Genomic DNA, 15,335 nt, shown 5'->3' on the forward strand with positions numbered 1-15,335 from the left:
CGCCTCTCCTGGCGACCCATCGAACCTTATCTCTAATCGAGTGTCTCTAGTAGAGGTATGCCCGGCCTCTCGTAGAGTGGGCCCATGAGCGACTCGCCCGTCCCGCCGTTCGCCGCCGAGCTGGCCGCCCTCGCGGCGACCGGGCAACTCGGCACACTTCAATACGGTGCTCTGCTAGGAGAGTTGGCCGAGCGCTACGGTCCACCGAGGGCCTGGGGGCGGGTGTTCCATGAGGACCGGTGGCCGCGCTGGTACAGCTACGGCAGCCTGCAGCTGATCTTCTGCGCGTGCCGCCGGCTCAAGTCGATCAGCATTCCGGTCTGGCACGGGGAACTTGAACTACCCGGCCCTGGAGTGGGGGAGCTGCGCACCGTCGACTCCCGGATCACCGAGTCCCAGGTGACGGCGGCCCTGGCCGACGCGGACGTGAAATGGACGGTCCTGACCTACCCCAACCTGCACGACCAGCGCACGCTGCAGGTCGAACTCAGCGAGGACGTGCGGGTGGACTTCGTGCTCGTCGACCGGGAGGCCTATGACGAACCGGTGCTGGACGACTGGCTGCTGTGCAAGGCGGGCCTCTGGGGCCAGCCGCACGACTGCCCGAAAACGGATTGACCTGCATACCTAGGCTGGCGGGCATGATGATCAACCCGGAGCTGCACGAGCTCACCCCCGCCAATCTGGACGCCGCCTGCGCCATCGCGGTCCGCCCCGACCAGCAGCACCTGGTCGACCCCGTGGTGAAGTCCTTGGCCGAGGCCTATGTGCACCCCGCCGGAGTCGCCTGGCCCCGGCTGATCGTGGACGACGGCCGGCCCGTCGGCTTCCTGATGGCCTTCCTGGACATCGACTTCGCCGGCGACGGCACCGGTCGCGACATCCGATCCGGCCTGTGGCGCCTCAACATCGCCGGCGACCAACAGGGCCGTGGCTACGGGCGGTTCGCCGTCGAGGCCGTTGCCGCTGAGATCCGCAGGCGCGGTGGCAGCAAGCTCGTCGTCACCTGGCACCCCGGCGACGACGGCCCCGAGGGCTTCTACCTGGGCCTGGGCTTCCGCAAGACGGGGGAGATGAGCGGCGAAGAGGTCGTGGGGGAGCTTGAGTTGGTCAGTTCCAGCCGGGGGTCGGCGGAAGCGGCCAGCTCGGCGGCTCGGGAAGCGGTCCGTCGGCAGTGAGGGCACCGGTAGTGAGGGCGTCGGCGGACTCCCGGCCCGCGAGCCAGGCGAGCAGCGCGTGGCCGTCCCCGTGCACCGTCACACCGTCGCCGGAGCCCTCCCAACTGCGGCCCAGATCAGCTGCGCTGACGCGGCCGAGTGGAAACTCCCGGGCGTGCAGGGCGGTCAGCGTCTCGTCCAGCGCCCAGGCCACGTAGTCGGCGGGCCAGTCGGCCGGGCGGTAGCCGACGGCCAGGTCCACATGGTGCGTCTCGATCTCGCGCCGGGCCCGGAGCAGCGTGTACCAGGCGGGGTGCCGCCACCCGGCCAGCGCGCTCACCAGGTACTCCCAGCGCTCCTCGGGCATCGCCTCGGCAGCCGCCAGCAGTACCGCCACCCGGTCCGCCAGATCCGCCGCCAGCTCGGCGGCCGGCCGCGCGGCCCACTCCTCCACGGCCTGCCCGATCTGCGCCCCGGTCTGCCGAGGGCCCGGCTCAACCCCGGTGCGCGCCAATGCCAGCAGCCACAGGTACGCGTCGATGCTGCGTGCGATGTGGGCGATGGCGTGTGCCCTGGTCCACCCCGGCAGCGCGGTGGGCTCCCGCACCTCGGCGTCGGTGAGCCGGTCGACGGCGGCGGTGAGGCGGGCGGCGGAGGCGGCGAGGCCCTTGATCGTCTCGTGCACGCGTGAACTGTAACCGAGGGGTGTTCACTCGACCGGGGGAATTCCCGGGATAGTGGGGATGGTTGGGGCGTACCTGGTCAAAGGGTCCCGGCATGACCGATCAGTCGAGTCGACGTCAGGCGATTGGGGTGGCAGCGGCCTCGGCCGCCGGCAGTGCCGCCTTCCTCGCAGCGGGCACCGGTCGGGCGGCCGCCGTGCCTACCCGCCGCACGGGCCCCGTGTACACCATCGCCAAACCACGTGAGCGGCTCCTCACCCTGGAGCGCTGGGACGGCCCGGCCGTCCTCCTGCGGGCTGCGGGTGAGCCCGGGCAGCAGGAGTGGGAGCTGCTGTCCGTCCCGGACGGCACGGTCCCGGACGGCACGGTCTTCCTGCGCAATGTCGGCGAGGGAACCTACCTCGGCTACGAGGGTGCCCCGCACGTCAACAAGCTGATCGCCGGCCGCCCGCACCCGGTCGGCTGGGAACTGCGGGCCGGTGCTGAGCCGGATACCTACCATGTGGTGGCGCCCGGCGGCTTGGTCGACGGCGCCGAACTGGCGCTGGACCTGGGCCTGTTGCTGGTCTACCCGCCGCGCATGTCGTTGCGTCCGCTTCGGCTCGGGGACGAGCGTCAGGCCTGGCTGTTCACGTTGGAGGAGTAGGGCAGCTGCGGGGGGTCGGACCGCAGCCAGTGCTCGTTGTGCGCGATGGCCGCGCCGAGGCGGGCGCCGGCGGCGGCTTCGTGGTCGGCGAGTTCGGTGAAGAGGGCCAGGGCGCGGGCGTGGGAGTCCTGCGCTTCGGTGAACTTGCTCAGATAGCACTGCACGTGGCCCAGCGCGTGCCAAGCGCGAGCCTCCTGCAGGCGGTCGCTGGTGCCCTGGAAGAGGGCGATCGCGCGGGTCTGGGCCTCGGCCGCTTCGGTAGGGCGGCCGGCCAGCAGCAGGGCGAGGCCGAGGCTGTGGAACGCACAGCCTTCGTCGTGCGGGGCAGTCAGGTCGCGGTAGCCGACCACAGCGCCCTGGAACGCGTCGACGGCCTCGGTTGCGCGGTCCAGGGCCAGCAACGCCAGGCCGAGGTGGCAACGCGCAGAGGTGGCGGAGTAGGGGGCGTACAGATCTTCGAACAGGAGGACGGCCTGGCGGTGTGCTTCCGCGGCCTCCTCGAAATGCCCACCGCCGCGCAGCACCGAGCCGAGCTTGTCGCACACGTCGGCCTCGGCATGGGCGTCGTCGAGGTCACGGGCGAGTGCGGTGGCTTCACCAAGGGTGTCGACTGCTTCGGTGAAGCGCTCAGCCGAGCCAAGTGCTAGACCGAGGTTGGCCAGGTCACCGACCTCCAGGTGACGGTCTCCGAACTCCCTGGAGATGGCCAGGCTCTCGGCAAACGCGTCGACGGCCTCCTCGAACCGGCCCAGTTCGGCCAGCGTCATGCCCAACTTGGTCAGGGCATCGCCCTCCTGAGCGCGGTCTCCGAATTCCCGGAAGACGGCGATGGCTTGGGAAAGCACCTGATGGGCTTCATGGAAGCGACCCAGCCCCTGCAAGGCCAGGCCGGTGTTGGTCGCGGCGACGGCCTCCATGACTCGCATGCCCAACGCCCGGTAGCAGTCGACAGCCGACGCATTGGCGGCGACTGCCTCCTCCAGACGCTGAGCTTGGTACAGCGCCATCCCAAGACTGGTCAGTGCCGTGGCCTCGCCAAGCACATCGCCCGACTCCTGGAACGTCGTGGCAGCCGCCCTGCTGGCATCCGCGGCCTCCTCGTACCGGTTCAAGCCGATCAGGACCGAACTGAGCCTGCCCAACTCGGCCGTTGCCCGGCGATCGTCACCGAGTCGGTGGCAGATGGCGAGGGCGCGGGTGTGCATGGCCAGGGCCTCATCGAAGCGGTATGCCGCGGACAGGACTATGGCCAGGCCGCTCAGTACCTCACGCTCCTGTTGTAGGTCACCACTGGACTGGCAGACCTGCAGAGCGGCAGTGAACATCCGGATGTCGTCGTCGTAGCGACGGCGGAGGTTGCAGAAGGGCATGAGGCCGGCGGCAAGGTCGACCACTCTGCCGACACCGTCCTGCGGCGAAGCGGCGATTGCGAGGGCGAGCGCGACCACGTTGGCGTACTCACCGTCCAACCAGGCCAGGGCGCTGGAGCGGTCGGGGAATCGCGGGGCGCCCTCCGAATCGAGCTCGACCAGATACGCGCTGGCCGCATCGGTACCGAGCAAGTAGTACTGGCACAGCCGCTCTTGGGCGTCCTTGCGCCCGTCCTCCTCCCCACGCTCGCCACCGAGCCGGTCCGCATACAGCCGCACCAGGTCGTGCAGCCGCCACCGCCCCCAGGCCTGCCCCGGCTCGATCAGGTGCGCCCGGGCCAGGTCCTGGAGCAGCGACTCGGACTCGTACGGATCCTCGCCCAGCAGTTCGGCAGCGGCCTCGGTGCCGACGTCCGGCCCGGGGTTGAGCGGGAGCAGTCGGAACAACCGCGCCTGCGCGTGCGCCAGTTGCTGGTAGGAGAGGTCGAACGCGGCCCGCACCGCGCGGTCCTCGCGGCGCAGCCGGTCCAGGCGGGTGTGCGCGGTGGCCAGCGCCTGGGCGAGGGAGGCGACCGGGCGGGTCGGATGGTCGGCCAGCAGGGCGGCGGCGATCCGCAGGGCGAGGGGGAGCCCGGCGCACAGTTCGGCGATGGTGGCGGCGGCCTCGGGGTCGGCGGCGATGCGGGTGTCGTCGGCGCCGCGCGCCTCGTGGATCGCGCGGGCCAGCAGGTCGACGGCGGCATCCGGGGTGAGGGTGTCCAGGTCGTGGAGGCGGGCGCCGATGTCCAGGGTGTGGCGGGAGGTGACGAGGGCGGCGGTGCGGCCGTCGGTGGGCAGCAGCGGCTCGACCTGGGCAGCGCTGGCGGCGTTGTCGAGGACGAGGAGGATGCGGCGGCCGGCGGTGGCCAGGGCATCGAGGGCGCTGCGGTAGAGGCGGGCGCGGTCCTGGAGGCCGGGCGGGATGTGCTCGGCCGGTATGCCCAGGGCGCGGAGCAGGCCGTCCAGGGCGCGCTCGGGGGTAAGGCGGCGGTCGGGGTCGTAGCCGAAGAGGTCGACGAAGAGGACTCCGCCCGGGAACCACCCCTCCTCGCGCACCGCCCGGACGGCGGCCTGAACGGCCAGCTCGGTCTTGCCGATCCCGGCCAGCCCGGATAGCGCCGACACGAGCACCGGTGGTTGGTCCGGAGCCAGTGCTTGGAGGATGGCCCCGATCTCGCGGTCGCGGCCGGTGAACGAGCCGGTGGCGGGCGGCAGTCCGGAGAGCGCGGGCGCGATGGTGGGCGGCAGCTGGAGGTTGACCACCTGGCCCTGGATCACCGGGGCGAAGAAGACGCCGCCGGTGATCTCGTTGTGGACGGAGTGCGGGGTCACGGCCGATTAGTTGGTCGGCGGCGCAAGAGTGGTTTTCGAGACATTGCCCTGGATGTTGCCGGCCTGGATGACAAAGTCGTTGTTGCCGCCGCTGACCGTGTTGTGAACGTCCCGGATTTGAATCAGCGGTACCTGCTGGGCCTCGGCGTGCCATGCGTTGAGCTCGGCGCGGAACTCGCTGTCGAGAGCCGAACGGACCGCCAGCGCCGTGCTCAGGGCCTGGGCCCGTGCCGTGTCGTCGGGTGCCTGGTTCAGCAAAGCCAGCTCGTTCTCGCCCGAACTGAACTGGTCGTCGGCCGAGTTGCCGCCCCTGTGGAACGGCTTGCGGACCAGCGCGGACAGCCCCGACCACGCCGACTTGCCCATCTCCCCGCCGGCGCCCCCCGCCAACGCGACCAGCAGCCCCACCGATACCGGATCCATGCCGTGCCCTCCCTGGGTTCGTACCTGCGGCAAGAGTACGGCCAAGCCCGGGGTGTGACGACGTAACGCGCGTGGCGGGCGGCCCTCGTGTCAGCCGGCTCCCCTTGGTCAGTGGCGGCTGAGATAGGTGAGGACTGCGAGGACGCGGCGGTGGCCGCTGTCGGTCGGCGAGAGGCCGAGTTTGGCGAAGATGTTGCCGATGTGCTTGTGGACGGCGTTGTCGGTGATGACGAGCCTGGCCGCGATCGTGGCGTTGTCCTTTCCCTCGGCCATCAGGGCGAGAACTTCGCGTTCGCGTGGCGTGAGGGCGGCAATCGGGTCGTGGGCGGGACGGGTGAGGAGCTGCCCGATCACCTCGGGGTCCATGACGGTTCCGCCGGCAGCGACCCGCCGCAGTGCGTCGGTGAACTCGCTCACCCGGCTCACCCGGTCCTTGAGGAGGTAGCCGACGCCGCCGCGTCCATCGGAGATCAGCTCGCCGGCGTACTGCTGCTCGACGTACTGGGAGAGGACGAGCACGGGCAGACCGGGGTGCCGACGGCGGGCCTGGATGGCGGCGTGGATGCCCTCGTCGCGGAAGGTCGGCGGTAGCCGTACGTCGACGATGGTGACGTCCGGCCGGTGTTCGGTGACGGCGGCGACGAAGCCGGGGGCGTCCTGGGTGATCGCGGCGACGTGAAAGCCCTTGGCGGTCAGCAGGAGTTCCAGTCCATTGGACAGCAGGACGTTGTCCTCGGCGATCACGACCCGCACGTCAGGCTCACAGTCATCGTGGTCGGGCCGCCGCTGGGGCTGTGGACGTGGACGGTGCCGTCGAGTGCCAAGACACGGTGGCGGATTCCGGCGATCCCGGTACCCAGCGTCTCGTCGGCGCCGCCGACCCCGTCGTCACTGACCTCGATCGACAGCTGGTCACCGCGGCGTGCGACGCGGACGGTGGCCCGGGGGCCTGGCTGTGCTTGGCCGCATTGGTGAGCGCCTCGGCGATCGTGAAGTAGGCCACGGCCTCGACCGCGGCTGGGATCGTGCCGAGGTCACCGACATCGAGGGCGGTGTCGATCGCCGATCGGGTGCCCAGCGCGGCCAAGGCTCCGGCGAGGCCGCGATCGGCGAGGATCGGCGGGTAGATCGTCCGTAGTACCGCACGAAGCTCCGCCATCGCCTCCTCGGTATTCTCGTGTGCTTCCGCCAAGAGTCCGGCCACCATCTGGGGATCCTCGCTCAGTAGTTCACGGGCCACGCCCAGCCGCATCGCGATGGCCACCAGCCGGGCCTGGGTGCCGTCGTGCAAGTCACGTTCGATCCGGCGGAGTTCCGCGCCGTGCGCGTTCATGGCGCCGGCCCGTGTCTCGGTCAGCGTCTCCACGCGCTGCGCCAACCTCTCGGCGGCCGACGGGGACAGCAACGCAACACAGATCCGGGCGTGTAGGCGGGCCAGCGGTGGAACCAGCCAGTAGGTCAGAGCGGCGAGGATGACGAACTGTGCGGTCCCCAGGGTCAACGCCGTGTCCCACCCGGAGAGTGGGACACCGGCGGCGAAGCCGCCCGCGCGGGTGCCGGCGGGCAACGCCCACCACAGGGGCACCGTGATGGCCGTGGCCACCGCGTTGCCCGCGCACAGCACCGCGACGAGCCCGAACGCCAGACTGCTCACGATCCATGCGCACAGCCACCCGAGAACACGCCACGCACCGGCACGGACGGGGCCTGAACGCGGAGAACGCAGTAGCCGGTCGGCGCGGCGACGATGCCAGGACGCCCAGACGCGGGCCACCGCCGGGACGATGAGCACGGGCAGCGCGAGCATGGCGACCGCACCGGTGAGCAGGCTCCCCAGGAGATAGCCCAGACCCCGCCACATCGCCGAAAACCGACTGGTCCCTTGGTTGTTCATTCGCACAAGTCTGAGCCATGGCGACCGAGCCCGGCACTACAGCCCACTACCCCTTTTTCCCACTGGCCAGGGGTACCGTCTGCTCACCTCAGCCAGACCTAGTGTCAACGCCCATGAAGAGCTCACCGATTCGTTCACCACGGCGGCGCGGCCGGCCCCTCCGACGGAACCTGGCGCTGGTCGCCATCGTGACCGGAATCCTTTCCACCTGTGTGCCCGGCGCGATGGCCGCCCAACAGCACAATGACGGAACCCAGTTGCAGCGTGACGCCAATGCGATCACCGCAGTCGGCGTGACGGGAGTGCAGGCTCGCCTGGTCACCTCTGGCGGGCTGAACGTGACCGCCACCAGTGGCGTTGCCGATCTGACGAATCGTCAGGCAGTTTCACGGGATGGCTACTTCCGGATGGCCAGTATCACCAAGACGTTCGTGGCCACCGTGATCCTGCAACTCGCAGGCGACCGCAGGCTCTCCTTGGACGACCCGGTCGAGCGATGGCTGCCCGGCGTGGTGTCCGGAAACGGCAATGACGGTCGCGCGATCACCGTTCGCCAACTGCTGCAGCACACCAGCGGCATCCACGACGACTACCCGGACTACACCTCGGCGGAGGACTTCTACCAGCACCGGTACGACACCTACACACCCGAGCAGACCGTCGTCCGGGCGATGAGCCACCGCCCGGACTTCCAGCCCGGCAAGGACTGGAGCTACGACAACACGGGTTACGTCCTGCTCGGCATGATCATCGATCGGGTCACCGGGCACCCCTGGCACGAGGAGGTGAGGGATCGGATCGTCCGGCCGCTCGGCCTCGATCACACCTTCTGGCCGGGTAGTTCACCCGTGCTGCCCCAACCGCATGCCGAGACCTACCAGAGGTTCAAGGCCGGCGAGCCGCTCGTGGACGTCACCGAACAGGTCGGCCAGGGCACCAACGGAGAGGCCGGGCTCGTCTCCACCACCGCCGATCTCGACCGGTTCTTCCGCGCCCTGCTCGGCGGCCGGCTCCTGCCACCAGCGCAGCTGGCGCAGATGAAACAGACCACCCCGGTCAACGAGGACTTCGAGCAACTTCTGCCGGGCGCCCGCGACGGGCTGGGACTCTTCTCACGCCCGCTGTCCTGCGGCGGGGTGTACTGGGGTCACGAGGGCGGCGATTCCGGCTGGATCAGCGCCGCCGGCGTCACCGCCGACGGCCGCCGCAGCGTCACGGTCTCGCTGTCGGGGGTCCTCGCCGTTACCGCGGACGACGTCCAGCGCGTGGAACAGGCCGAGAGCAAGCTGGTCGACGACGCCCTGTGTGCGAACCCGAACGCCGAGCATCAGAGGCGCTGAGACCCAAGGAATGGTCGTCCGACATCAACCCTGATGCCCCCCTTCCCCGTAGCCCACTCAACGAGCCACCGGGGAAGGGATGGGGCCGCCACCCAGTCCTGTCAGTTCCTCTTGGCCGGTTTGCGGCGGCGGCAGCGCCGGCAGCGGCAGTCCGGCCAGCGGCTGTCGATCTCGATCGAGTAGGGCCAGGTTGGCGAGACGGTGGTGTAGGAGATGTCGATGCACTTCGCACGGTTGTTCATCGCCGAGGCCGAAGCAGTGGCCTCGGTGCTCGGGCTGGCCTCGGGCGTCGGGGAGATCATCTCGGACGAGTGCGAGCTCGAACTGCCCCTGTTCGAGGCGTTCGTGGCGGAGCTGGTCCGCCGGCACGGCCAGTCCAACCACCCGATCCTGCGGTCGCTGATCGTCAGTGTCGCTGCGACGGGATCGGTGCTCGTGGAGCGGGCCGGCGGTCAACTCCCCACCGGTGACGCTGAGCAGACCGCCGCCTGGGCCCAACTCCGCCAAGAGCACGCTCAATCGATGGTGCGATAGCGCGCCCGCCGCTTGATTCTGTCCTCAGGCGACGATCCGCAGGCGCCGCCGGTCAGGACGGGCGGGCGAGGTACGCCGTCTTGGCGTCGGGTGAGAACCCGCAGGCCCGGTAGAAGGCGTGCGTCGCGGGGGTGCGCGAGCCGGTCATCAGCATCGCCTTGTAGCAGCCCGCGTCCCATGCCGCCTGCAACGTCTCCGCCATGATCTGCTTGCCCAGGCCGGTGCCCCGCAGGGTCGCGTCGACGACGACGTTCTCGATGACCGCGTACGGCGCGGCGGACCGGGTGAGGTTCGGGATCAGGTTCAGGTACGTGGTGGCGACGACTGCCCCGTCCCGCTCAAGTACGAACAGGTGCAGGCCCGGTGACTCCAGGATCCGCGCATAGGTCGTCGCGGCCACCTCGTCCGTCAACTCAGGGTCGTTCGGGTGGAGTTGCCCGTAGAGGCGCATCACGTCGTTCAAGTCCTGTGGCCCGGCCTCGCGGAAGATGATCACGCGCTGCAGGCTATCGCGCCCGCAGGAGCGGCCTGCCAACCGGCCCCCTGGCACGGCAGTTGCAATGGGACCCCCTCCGGCCCACCCCAAGCGCCAGTCCCCAGCCCCACTTTGGCGGGATCCCGTCACCGGCAAAGTAACCCTGGCATGTTCATGAGAATCTCATCTAAGGTGATCGCCAGCGCAAGTGACCCCACGTCACCTGTGCTACCCCCACATGTCACTTCTCCGTGTCGTCCCACCTGCACGTGTGGCGACCCGGCGTGCCGGTTGCACCCCAAATCAACTGGCGACCCCCACAAGGAGCTCACGCATGCGCATGCGTCAAGCGATCGGTGTCGGCACTGCCCTGGTGCTGTCCTGCCTGACCGTTGCCTCCACGGCGACCACCGCCACCGCGGTGACCCCGGACGCCCGTCCGGCGGCCCACCACACCCACCACCACTACGCGACGGGTCTCGACCTCGCCGCTCTCAAGACCCACCCGCACGCGATGCGTGCCGCCGCGACGACCGACCTCAGCGCGATCGCCCCGTTCGCGCACGCCGCTGCGGCGCCGGCCAGCGCGGACCTCAGCCAGTACGCCCTGGCGCCCGGTGACCAGGGCCAGGTCGGCTCCTGCGTCACCTGGGCCACGGGCTACACCGGCTACGGCATCCTGATGAACGAGCAGGGCATCAGTGGTTCGCCGATGGCCCCGATGTTCATCTACTCGCAGATCGCCCAGGGCAACGACACGGGCACCTACGCCAGCGTCGCGCTGCCGATGGAGCAGCAGCAGGGCATCGACACCAAGTCCGACTACTGGCAGGGCGACTTCGACTTCACCACCCAGCCGGACGACAACGAGCGTTCCAGCGCCGCCGGTTACAAGCTCTCGGGCTTCACCGAGCTGCCCACCAGCGGCTCGGCGGCCCGGTCGGCCATCGAGAACGCGATATCCAAGGGCATGCCGGTGCCGATCGGCTTCTCGGTCCACCAGTCCTTCATGGACCTCGACGCCCAGAGCGCCTCTGACTACAGCTACACGCCCGGGGACTCCGGCAGCGACCCGATCGTCGGCGGCCACGAGGTGACCATCGTCGGCTACAACGACAAGGGCGTCCGGATCGAGAACAGTTGGGGCAGCAGCTGGGGTGACGGCGGCTTCGTCAACGTGCCGTGGAGCTTCTTCAACACCGGCGACGTCGATGAGATCCACGCCATGGGCAAGTTGGTGTCCTGATCCGATAGTGGATCGGTAGACCGGTAGTTCCTTCGCGGTCCCGTCCGGGACCGAACCTTGCGCCGCCGCCCCACGATCGAGCCTCTGAGGGAAGCTCGAATCGTGGGTGCGGCGGCGCAAGTGCGTTCAGCGGCAGGCAGTTCACTCCTGAGGGCGGGTAATTCGCCTACCCTGCCCGTCACTTCGTCGGCAGTCCCGCCTCCGCCGCCAGGATGGCTAGTGCCTCCTGGAGCGCCGCGCGCTGCTGCGACGAGAGCACAGCGGTGAACCGCTCGTCCAACTCCCTTGCCGTGGCCGTGCATTGAGCCAGCAAGGCGCGGCCATGCTCGGTGAGGGTGAGGATCTGGCGTCGGCGGTCGCCGGGGTCGCGGACTCGCTGCACGGCGCCGAGGCGTTCGAGGTGGTCGGCCAGCGAGACCACCAGGCTGGGGACCACGCCGAGTCGGCCGGCCAGCTCCTGCTGTGACGCAGACGCTTCCCCGTGCGCCAGTGAGGCCATCAGGCCGACGTGCTTGGGCTTGAGGTCCAGCGGCTCGATGGCGGCCGCGAACCGGTCGGCCGCGACCGTCCCCAGGGTGCCGAGTCGGAACACGACCGTACTGGGGATCCCGGCGTCCCCGTTGCTGCCCTTGACTTCGTCCATGCCTCGAAGCATACAATCAACCTAACGATTCAGGGCTCGAATGATTTGAAGTGAGAAGAGCATGCAGATCGTGCTGGTAGCCGTCAATGCCGCGGTGGCTCTGCTGTCGGGGGGCTCCTCGCTGGTCGGCCTGGTCCGGCCGTCCGTCGCGCTGGCCGAGGGCGAGCAACTCGGCGCCGGGGGAGCGTTCTTCCTCGGTGCCTATGCCGCCCGGGCGCTGCCGCTGAGCCTGGTCACCCTGGTGGTGCTGCTCGCCGGCTCGGCCGTGGCGCAGGTGCCCGTGCTGGTGGTCGCGGGGCTGGCTCAGGTCGGGGACGCCGTGGTCGGCGCCCGGCGCGGCAACCGCCCGATGGCCGCCAGTTGCATCGGCCTCGCCCTGATCCACCTGGCCTCGGCCGCCTGGCTGTTCACCCGCTGACCGCAACGTCCCTGCCGCTGACCTCAACGCCCCTGAAGGAGAAGCATCATGACCAGCTACACCGCCACCGCCCCGGCCACCCGCACTCGCAGCGCCGCCGTCCGCATCGCCGGGATCGCCTACCTCGTCGCCTGGGTGACCGGCCTGTCCGTCTGGCCGACCAACCCGTCCGTCGCCGCGACCGGCCCCGAGGTGCTGGCCGGCCTCGCCGGGCACACCGCAGTGGCGATCACCCAGTACGTCGCCACCCAGGGCATCGCCGGGCTCGCCCTGGCGGCGGTGGTGGCCGGCAGACTGCGGCGGCCCGCACGGTTCACCGGCTACGCGGCGGTCGCGGTCTCCCTGGTGCAGTGCGCGCTCGGCGTGCACCTGGCCGCGTACCTCGCCCCCGCGCATCAAGTCGCCGCTGCCCAAAGCGCGTTCGCCCTGCTCAACCGCCTGGACGGCGTGAAGATGCTGCTGCTGGCGGCGACCGCGCTCCTGGCCTCCTGGCCCGCCGTGCGGTCCCGGTCGGCCGGCTGGATCGACTGGACCGGCCTGGCCATGGCCGCGGCGATCACGGTCTCCGGAGTCGGCTATCTGCTGCTCAGCACGGCACTTGCCCCGGCGGCGTATGTATCCGGTGTGCTGCTCCTGCTCTGGGTGACGGCCACCGCAGTTACGTCGCGCCGGGCGTGACCAGGCCGGTCTCATAGGCGAGGACCACCGCCTGGGCCCGGTCGCGCAGCCCCAGCTTGGAGAAGATCCGTGCCACATGGGTCTTCACGGTCGCCTCGCTGAGCGTCAGGCGCTCTGCCAGCTCGCTGTTGGACAGGCCGCGGGCGACCAGGCCCAGCACCTCGCGCTCGCGGGCCGTGAGCGGTGCCAACTGTGTTGGCGCGGCGGTCTGTTGTGGTTCCGCCGAGGTCGGCCCGCTGAAGCGCTCCACCAGGCGCCGGGTGATGGACGGCGCGAGCAGGGCGTCCCCGGTGTCGACCAGGCGCACGGCGGTGGCGAGATGGGCCGAGGTGACGTCCTTGAGCAGGAAGCCACTGGCCCCGGCCTGCAGGGCGGCGTAGACGTACTGGTCGAGATCGAAGGTGGTCAGCATGATCACCTTGCAGGACGGCGCCCGGGCGATGATCCGCCGGGCCGCCTCCAAGCCGTCCAGCACGGGCATCCGGATGTCCAACAGGGCGACGTCGGGCTGGAGTCGGAGGACGGCCGCCACCGCCTCCGCGCCGTCGGCTGCCTCGCCGACCACGTCGATGCCCCGGGCGGTGAGGATCATGCGGAAGCCGGTGCGGACCAGCTCCTGGTCGTCGGCGATCACCACGCGGGGGCGACGCTGCTCGGTGGCCGCGACCTCGGCGTCCGGGGTGCCGGTCACTGCCCGTCCAACGGGAGCCGGGCTCGGACCCGATAGCCGCCGCCGAGGCGCCGCCGGGCGTCCAGGTCGCCGCCGTAGACGCCGACCCGCTCGCGCAGGCCGATCAGCCCGCGCCCCGCGCCGTCCGCTCGCTTCGCCATCGCCCGGGAGCCGGTGGCCGCCGGATCGCCCAGCACGGTCGGACCGGTGTTCAGTACCTCGACCCGCAGATTGCGGTGGTCATAGCTGACCATCACCGTTGCCGTCGCCCCCTCGGCGTGTTTGAGCACATTGGTCAGCGCCTCCTGGATGATCCGATAGGCCGTGACGTCGATCCCGGGCGGCAGCGGGCGCGGCTCGCCGGAGATCCGCACCTCCACGGGCAGTCCGGTGAAGGCGAACCGGTCGATCAGCCGGCTGAGTCCGCTCATGCTCGGCTGCGGCGCCAACTGCGCGGTCTCGCGCGGCTCGTCGACATCGTCGGCGCCGTCCGCACGCGGCGCGAGCAGACCGAGCAACTGGCGCAGCTCGGTCATCGCATCGCGGCCGGCGCTCTCCACGGCGCTCATCGCGGTGGCCGCCTCGTCCGGCATCGTCGCCAGCACCTCGCGCGCGGCCCCGGCCTGAACCACCATCAGGCTGACGTTGTGGCTGACGATGTCGTGCAGCTCGGCTGCGATCCGGGCCCGTTCGGCGCTCACCGCGGTCTCGGCGGCGGCCGCCCGCTCCCGCTCCAGCAGCCAGCCGCGCTCCTCGACCGCCACCTGGTACCGCCGGTGGGCCCGCCGCCAGGCCATGGCGAAGCAGGCCGCGGCAACGCATGCCGCCACCAGCACGCCGAGCAGTCCGCCGTCCCAGGAATCCCCCACCCGGTCAGTCTTTCAGCCGGCCGGTGCCTGCCGCATCACACCGCAGGTGCAGCCAGGTACATCCGTGGGATGACCTGCGACGACGGTTACATCCGAAGCGTGATGACCGGCGGGGCCCGGCCCTTCTAGCGTCGTGCCATGACCACTGACCACAAGCTGACGGCGGTATCGACCCCCGGAGCGACCGGGGGCGGGGACACCGTGGTGCGACTGTCCGACGTCCACAAGGAGTACGGGGACACCAAGGCGCTGGACGGCTTCGACCTGGAGATCCGGGCCGGCGAGGCGGTCGCCGTGATGGGGCCCTCGGGCTGCGGCAAGTCCACCATGCTGAACCTGGTGGCCGGGCTGGACCGGGCCACCGCCGGCACCGTGGAGGTGCACGGTCAGGACCTGGGCGCGCTGGACGAGACCGGCCTGGCACTGTTCCGGCGCCGCCACATCGGCATGATCTTCCAGTTCTTCAACCTGATCGACGACCTGCCGGCGCTGGACAACGTGGCGCTGGCCGCCCAGCTCACCGGCGTCTCGGCCCGGCAGGCGCGCCGCCGCGCCCTGGAGCTGCTCGACGAGCTCGGGGTGGCCGACCGCAAGGACGCCTACCCGGCGGTGCTCAGTGGTGGACAGCGCCAACGGGTCGCGGTGGCACGGGCGTTGATGAACCGGCCGGCGCTGCTGCTGGCCGACGAGCCGACCGGGGCGCTGGACAGCCGCTCCGGGGAGCAGGTGATGGACCTGCTGATCGACCTCAACCAGATCGGGCAGACGCTGCTGATCGTCACCCACGACCCGCAGTTGGCCCACCGCTGCGCCAACCGCCTGGTCGAGGTCGCCGACGGCCGGGTGGCCCGCGAGACCATGCTGGAGCCGAGCGCATGAGCATTCGGGACACCAGCTGGGTTCGCCTGTGCGACATCC

Annotated in this window: 18 protein-coding genes; 9 read left to right on the forward strand and 9 right to left on the reverse strand. The window is 70.3% G+C overall.

The annotated features are described in order from the left end of the window. Positions 1-84 precede the first annotated feature (84 nt). Together E6W39_RS28670 and E6W39_RS28675 are read left to right on the forward strand one after the other, a co-directional pair. Complete coding sequence (locus E6W39_RS28670) at positions 85-618, forward strand: hypothetical protein (protein ID WP_141635957.1); 534 nt, start codon at positions 85-87, stop codon at positions 616-618. A gap of 23 nt (positions 619-641) precedes the next feature. After that, positions 642-1,178 (forward strand): GNAT family N-acetyltransferase, encoded by a 537-nt coding sequence (locus tag E6W39_RS28675; protein ID WP_141635958.1) that lies wholly within the window; start codon positions 642-644, stop codon positions 1,176-1,178. Here E6W39_RS28675 and E6W39_RS28680 read toward each other — a convergent pair. Continuing rightward, positions 1,111-1,842, reverse strand: coding sequence for a maleylpyruvate isomerase family mycothiol-dependent enzyme (locus E6W39_RS28680; protein WP_141635959.1), 732 nt, complete (start codon positions 1,840-1,842; stop codon positions 1,111-1,113). The two genes, E6W39_RS28675 and E6W39_RS28680, sit on opposite strands and share 68 nt — an antisense overlap. A 92-nt stretch (positions 1,843-1,934) precedes the next feature. Here E6W39_RS28680 and E6W39_RS28685 point away from each other — a divergent pair, with 92 nt between their 5' ends. After that, a complete protein-coding gene (locus tag E6W39_RS28685) occupies positions 1,935-2,486 on the forward strand; it encodes a hypothetical protein (RefSeq protein ID WP_141635960.1) in 552 nt (183 codons plus the stop codon). Here the strand turns inward: E6W39_RS28685 and E6W39_RS28690 are convergent. From E6W39_RS28690 to E6W39_RS28705, 4 genes are all read right to left on the reverse strand, one after another. Beyond that, on the reverse strand, positions 2,456-5,227 hold the full coding sequence (locus tag E6W39_RS28690; RefSeq protein ID WP_141635961.1) for a tetratricopeptide repeat protein: 2,772 nt from the start codon (positions 5,225-5,227) through the stop codon (positions 2,456-2,458). The genes E6W39_RS28685 and E6W39_RS28690 overlap by 31 nt on opposite strands. Before the next feature lie 6 nt (positions 5,228-5,233). Next, a complete protein-coding gene (locus E6W39_RS28695) occupies positions 5,234-5,650 on the reverse strand; it encodes a hypothetical protein (protein ID WP_141635962.1) in 417 nt (138 codons plus the stop codon). 108 nt (positions 5,651-5,758) lie between these two features. After that, entirely contained in the window at positions 5,759-6,403 is a 645-nt protein-coding gene (locus E6W39_RS28700; protein WP_141635963.1) for a LuxR C-terminal-related transcriptional regulator, read from the reverse strand. 13 nt (positions 6,404-6,416) lie between these two features. Then, positions 6,417-7,544: a sensor histidine kinase gene (locus E6W39_RS28705; protein WP_220140269.1), complete on the reverse strand. Its 1,128-nt coding sequence runs from the start codon at positions 7,542-7,544 to the stop codon at positions 6,417-6,419. A gap of 17 nt (positions 7,545-7,561) precedes the next feature. Here E6W39_RS28705 and E6W39_RS28710 point away from each other — a divergent pair, with 17 nt between their 5' ends. Both E6W39_RS28710 and E6W39_RS28715 read left to right on the forward strand, forming a co-directional pair. Then, a complete protein-coding gene (locus E6W39_RS28710) occupies positions 7,562-8,884 on the forward strand; it encodes a serine hydrolase domain-containing protein (protein WP_228718394.1) in 1,323 nt (440 codons plus the stop codon). A gap of 219 nt (positions 8,885-9,103) precedes the next feature. Then, a complete protein-coding gene (locus E6W39_RS28715) occupies positions 9,104-9,418 on the forward strand; it encodes a DUF6086 family protein (protein ID WP_141635964.1) in 315 nt (104 codons plus the stop codon). Positions 9,419-9,470: 52 nt separating this feature from the next. On the opposite strand, the gene E6W39_RS28720 is transcribed toward E6W39_RS28715, so the two are convergent. Further along, positions 9,471-9,914 (reverse strand): GNAT family N-acetyltransferase, encoded by a 444-nt coding sequence (locus E6W39_RS28720; protein WP_220140270.1) that lies wholly within the window; start codon positions 9,912-9,914, stop codon positions 9,471-9,473. A gap of 313 nt (positions 9,915-10,227) precedes the next feature. Between E6W39_RS28720 and E6W39_RS28725 the strand changes: the two genes are divergently transcribed. After that, on the forward strand, positions 10,228-11,139 hold the full coding sequence (locus E6W39_RS28725) for a C1 family peptidase (RefSeq protein ID WP_181799477.1): 912 nt from the start codon (positions 10,228-10,230) through the stop codon (positions 11,137-11,139). Between the two features lie 178 nt (positions 11,140-11,317). Here E6W39_RS28725 and E6W39_RS28730 read toward each other — a convergent pair whose 3' ends face one another. Beyond that, the gene (locus tag E6W39_RS28730; RefSeq protein ID WP_141635965.1) at positions 11,318-11,782 is read right to left on the reverse strand and encodes a MarR family winged helix-turn-helix transcriptional regulator; all 465 of its coding nucleotides are present in this window, start codon (positions 11,780-11,782) and stop codon (positions 11,318-11,320) included. Positions 11,783-11,843: 61 nt separating this feature from the next. On the opposite strand from E6W39_RS28730, the gene E6W39_RS28735 reads away from it, so the two are divergent. Then, positions 11,844-12,200, forward strand: a complete 357-nt coding sequence (locus E6W39_RS28735; protein WP_141635966.1) for a hypothetical protein — start codon at positions 11,844-11,846, stop codon at positions 12,198-12,200. 48 nt (positions 12,201-12,248) lie between these two features. Further along, complete coding sequence (locus tag E6W39_RS28740; protein ID WP_141635967.1) at positions 12,249-12,878, forward strand: hypothetical protein; 630 nt, start codon at positions 12,249-12,251, stop codon at positions 12,876-12,878. On the opposite strand, the gene E6W39_RS28745 is transcribed toward E6W39_RS28740, so the two are convergent. Both E6W39_RS28745 and E6W39_RS28750 read right to left on the reverse strand, forming a co-directional pair. Then, positions 12,859-13,569 (reverse strand): response regulator, encoded by a 711-nt coding sequence (locus E6W39_RS28745; protein WP_228718395.1) that lies wholly within the window; start codon positions 13,567-13,569, stop codon positions 12,859-12,861. The genes E6W39_RS28740 and E6W39_RS28745 overlap by 20 nt on opposite strands. Beyond that, the gene (locus E6W39_RS28750) at positions 13,566-14,417 is read right to left on the reverse strand and encodes a sensor histidine kinase (RefSeq protein WP_228718396.1); all 852 of its coding nucleotides are present in this window, start codon (positions 14,415-14,417) and stop codon (positions 13,566-13,568) included. Before E6W39_RS28750 ends, E6W39_RS28745 begins: the two co-directional genes overlap by 4 nt. Before the next feature lie 138 nt (positions 14,418-14,555). Here E6W39_RS28750 and E6W39_RS28755 point away from each other — a divergent pair, with 138 nt between their 5' ends. Beyond that, positions 14,556-15,296: an ABC transporter ATP-binding protein gene (locus E6W39_RS28755; protein WP_141635968.1), complete on the forward strand. Its 741-nt coding sequence runs from the start codon at positions 14,556-14,558 to the stop codon at positions 15,294-15,296. The last annotated feature ends 39 nt before the right edge of the window (positions 15,297-15,335 follow it).

The sequence above is a fragment of the Kitasatospora acidiphila genome (genome assembly GCF_006636205.1).
GTDB lineage: Bacteria > Actinomycetota > Actinomycetes > Streptomycetales > Streptomycetaceae > Kitasatospora > Kitasatospora acidiphila.

What these genes read in the sequence shown, in the direction of transcription:
- E6W39_RS28755 (WP_141635968.1), top strand. Translation starts at nt 14,556, where the DNA reads ATGACCACTGACCACAAGCTGACGGCGGTATCGACCCCCGGAGCGACC.
- E6W39_RS28715 (WP_141635964.1), top strand. Translation starts at nt 9,104, where the DNA reads ATGCACTTCGCACGGTTGTTCATCGCCGAGGCCGAAGCAGTGGCCTCG.
- E6W39_RS28735 (WP_141635966.1), top strand. Translation starts at nt 11,844, where the DNA reads ATGCAGATCGTGCTGGTAGCCGTCAATGCCGCGGTGGCTCTGCTGTCG.
- E6W39_RS28705 (WP_220140269.1), bottom strand. Translation starts at nt 7,544, where the DNA reads ATGAACAACCAAGGGACCAGTCGGTTTTCGGCGATGTGGCGGGGTCTG.
- E6W39_RS28670 (WP_141635957.1), top strand. Translation starts at nt 85, where the DNA reads ATGAGCGACTCGCCCGTCCCGCCGTTCGCCGCCGAGCTGGCCGCCCTC.
- E6W39_RS28685 (WP_141635960.1), top strand. Translation starts at nt 1,935, where the DNA reads ATGACCGATCAGTCGAGTCGACGTCAGGCGATTGGGGTGGCAGCGGCC.
- E6W39_RS28675 (WP_141635958.1), top strand. Translation starts at nt 642, where the DNA reads ATGATGATCAACCCGGAGCTGCACGAGCTCACCCCCGCCAATCTGGAC.
- E6W39_RS28710 (WP_228718394.1), top strand. Translation starts at nt 7,562, where the DNA reads ATGGCGACCGAGCCCGGCACTACAGCCCACTACCCCTTTTTCCCACTG.
- E6W39_RS28695 (WP_141635962.1), bottom strand. Translation starts at nt 5,650, where the DNA reads ATGGATCCGGTATCGGTGGGGCTGCTGGTCGCGTTGGCGGGGGGCGCC.
- E6W39_RS28725 (WP_181799477.1), top strand. Translation starts at nt 10,228, where the DNA reads ATGCGCATGCGTCAAGCGATCGGTGTCGGCACTGCCCTGGTGCTGTCC.
- E6W39_RS28730 (WP_141635965.1), bottom strand. Translation starts at nt 11,782, where the DNA reads ATGGACGAAGTCAAGGGCAGCAACGGGGACGCCGGGATCCCCAGTACG.
- E6W39_RS28740 (WP_141635967.1), top strand. Translation starts at nt 12,249, where the DNA reads ATGACCAGCTACACCGCCACCGCCCCGGCCACCCGCACTCGCAGCGCC.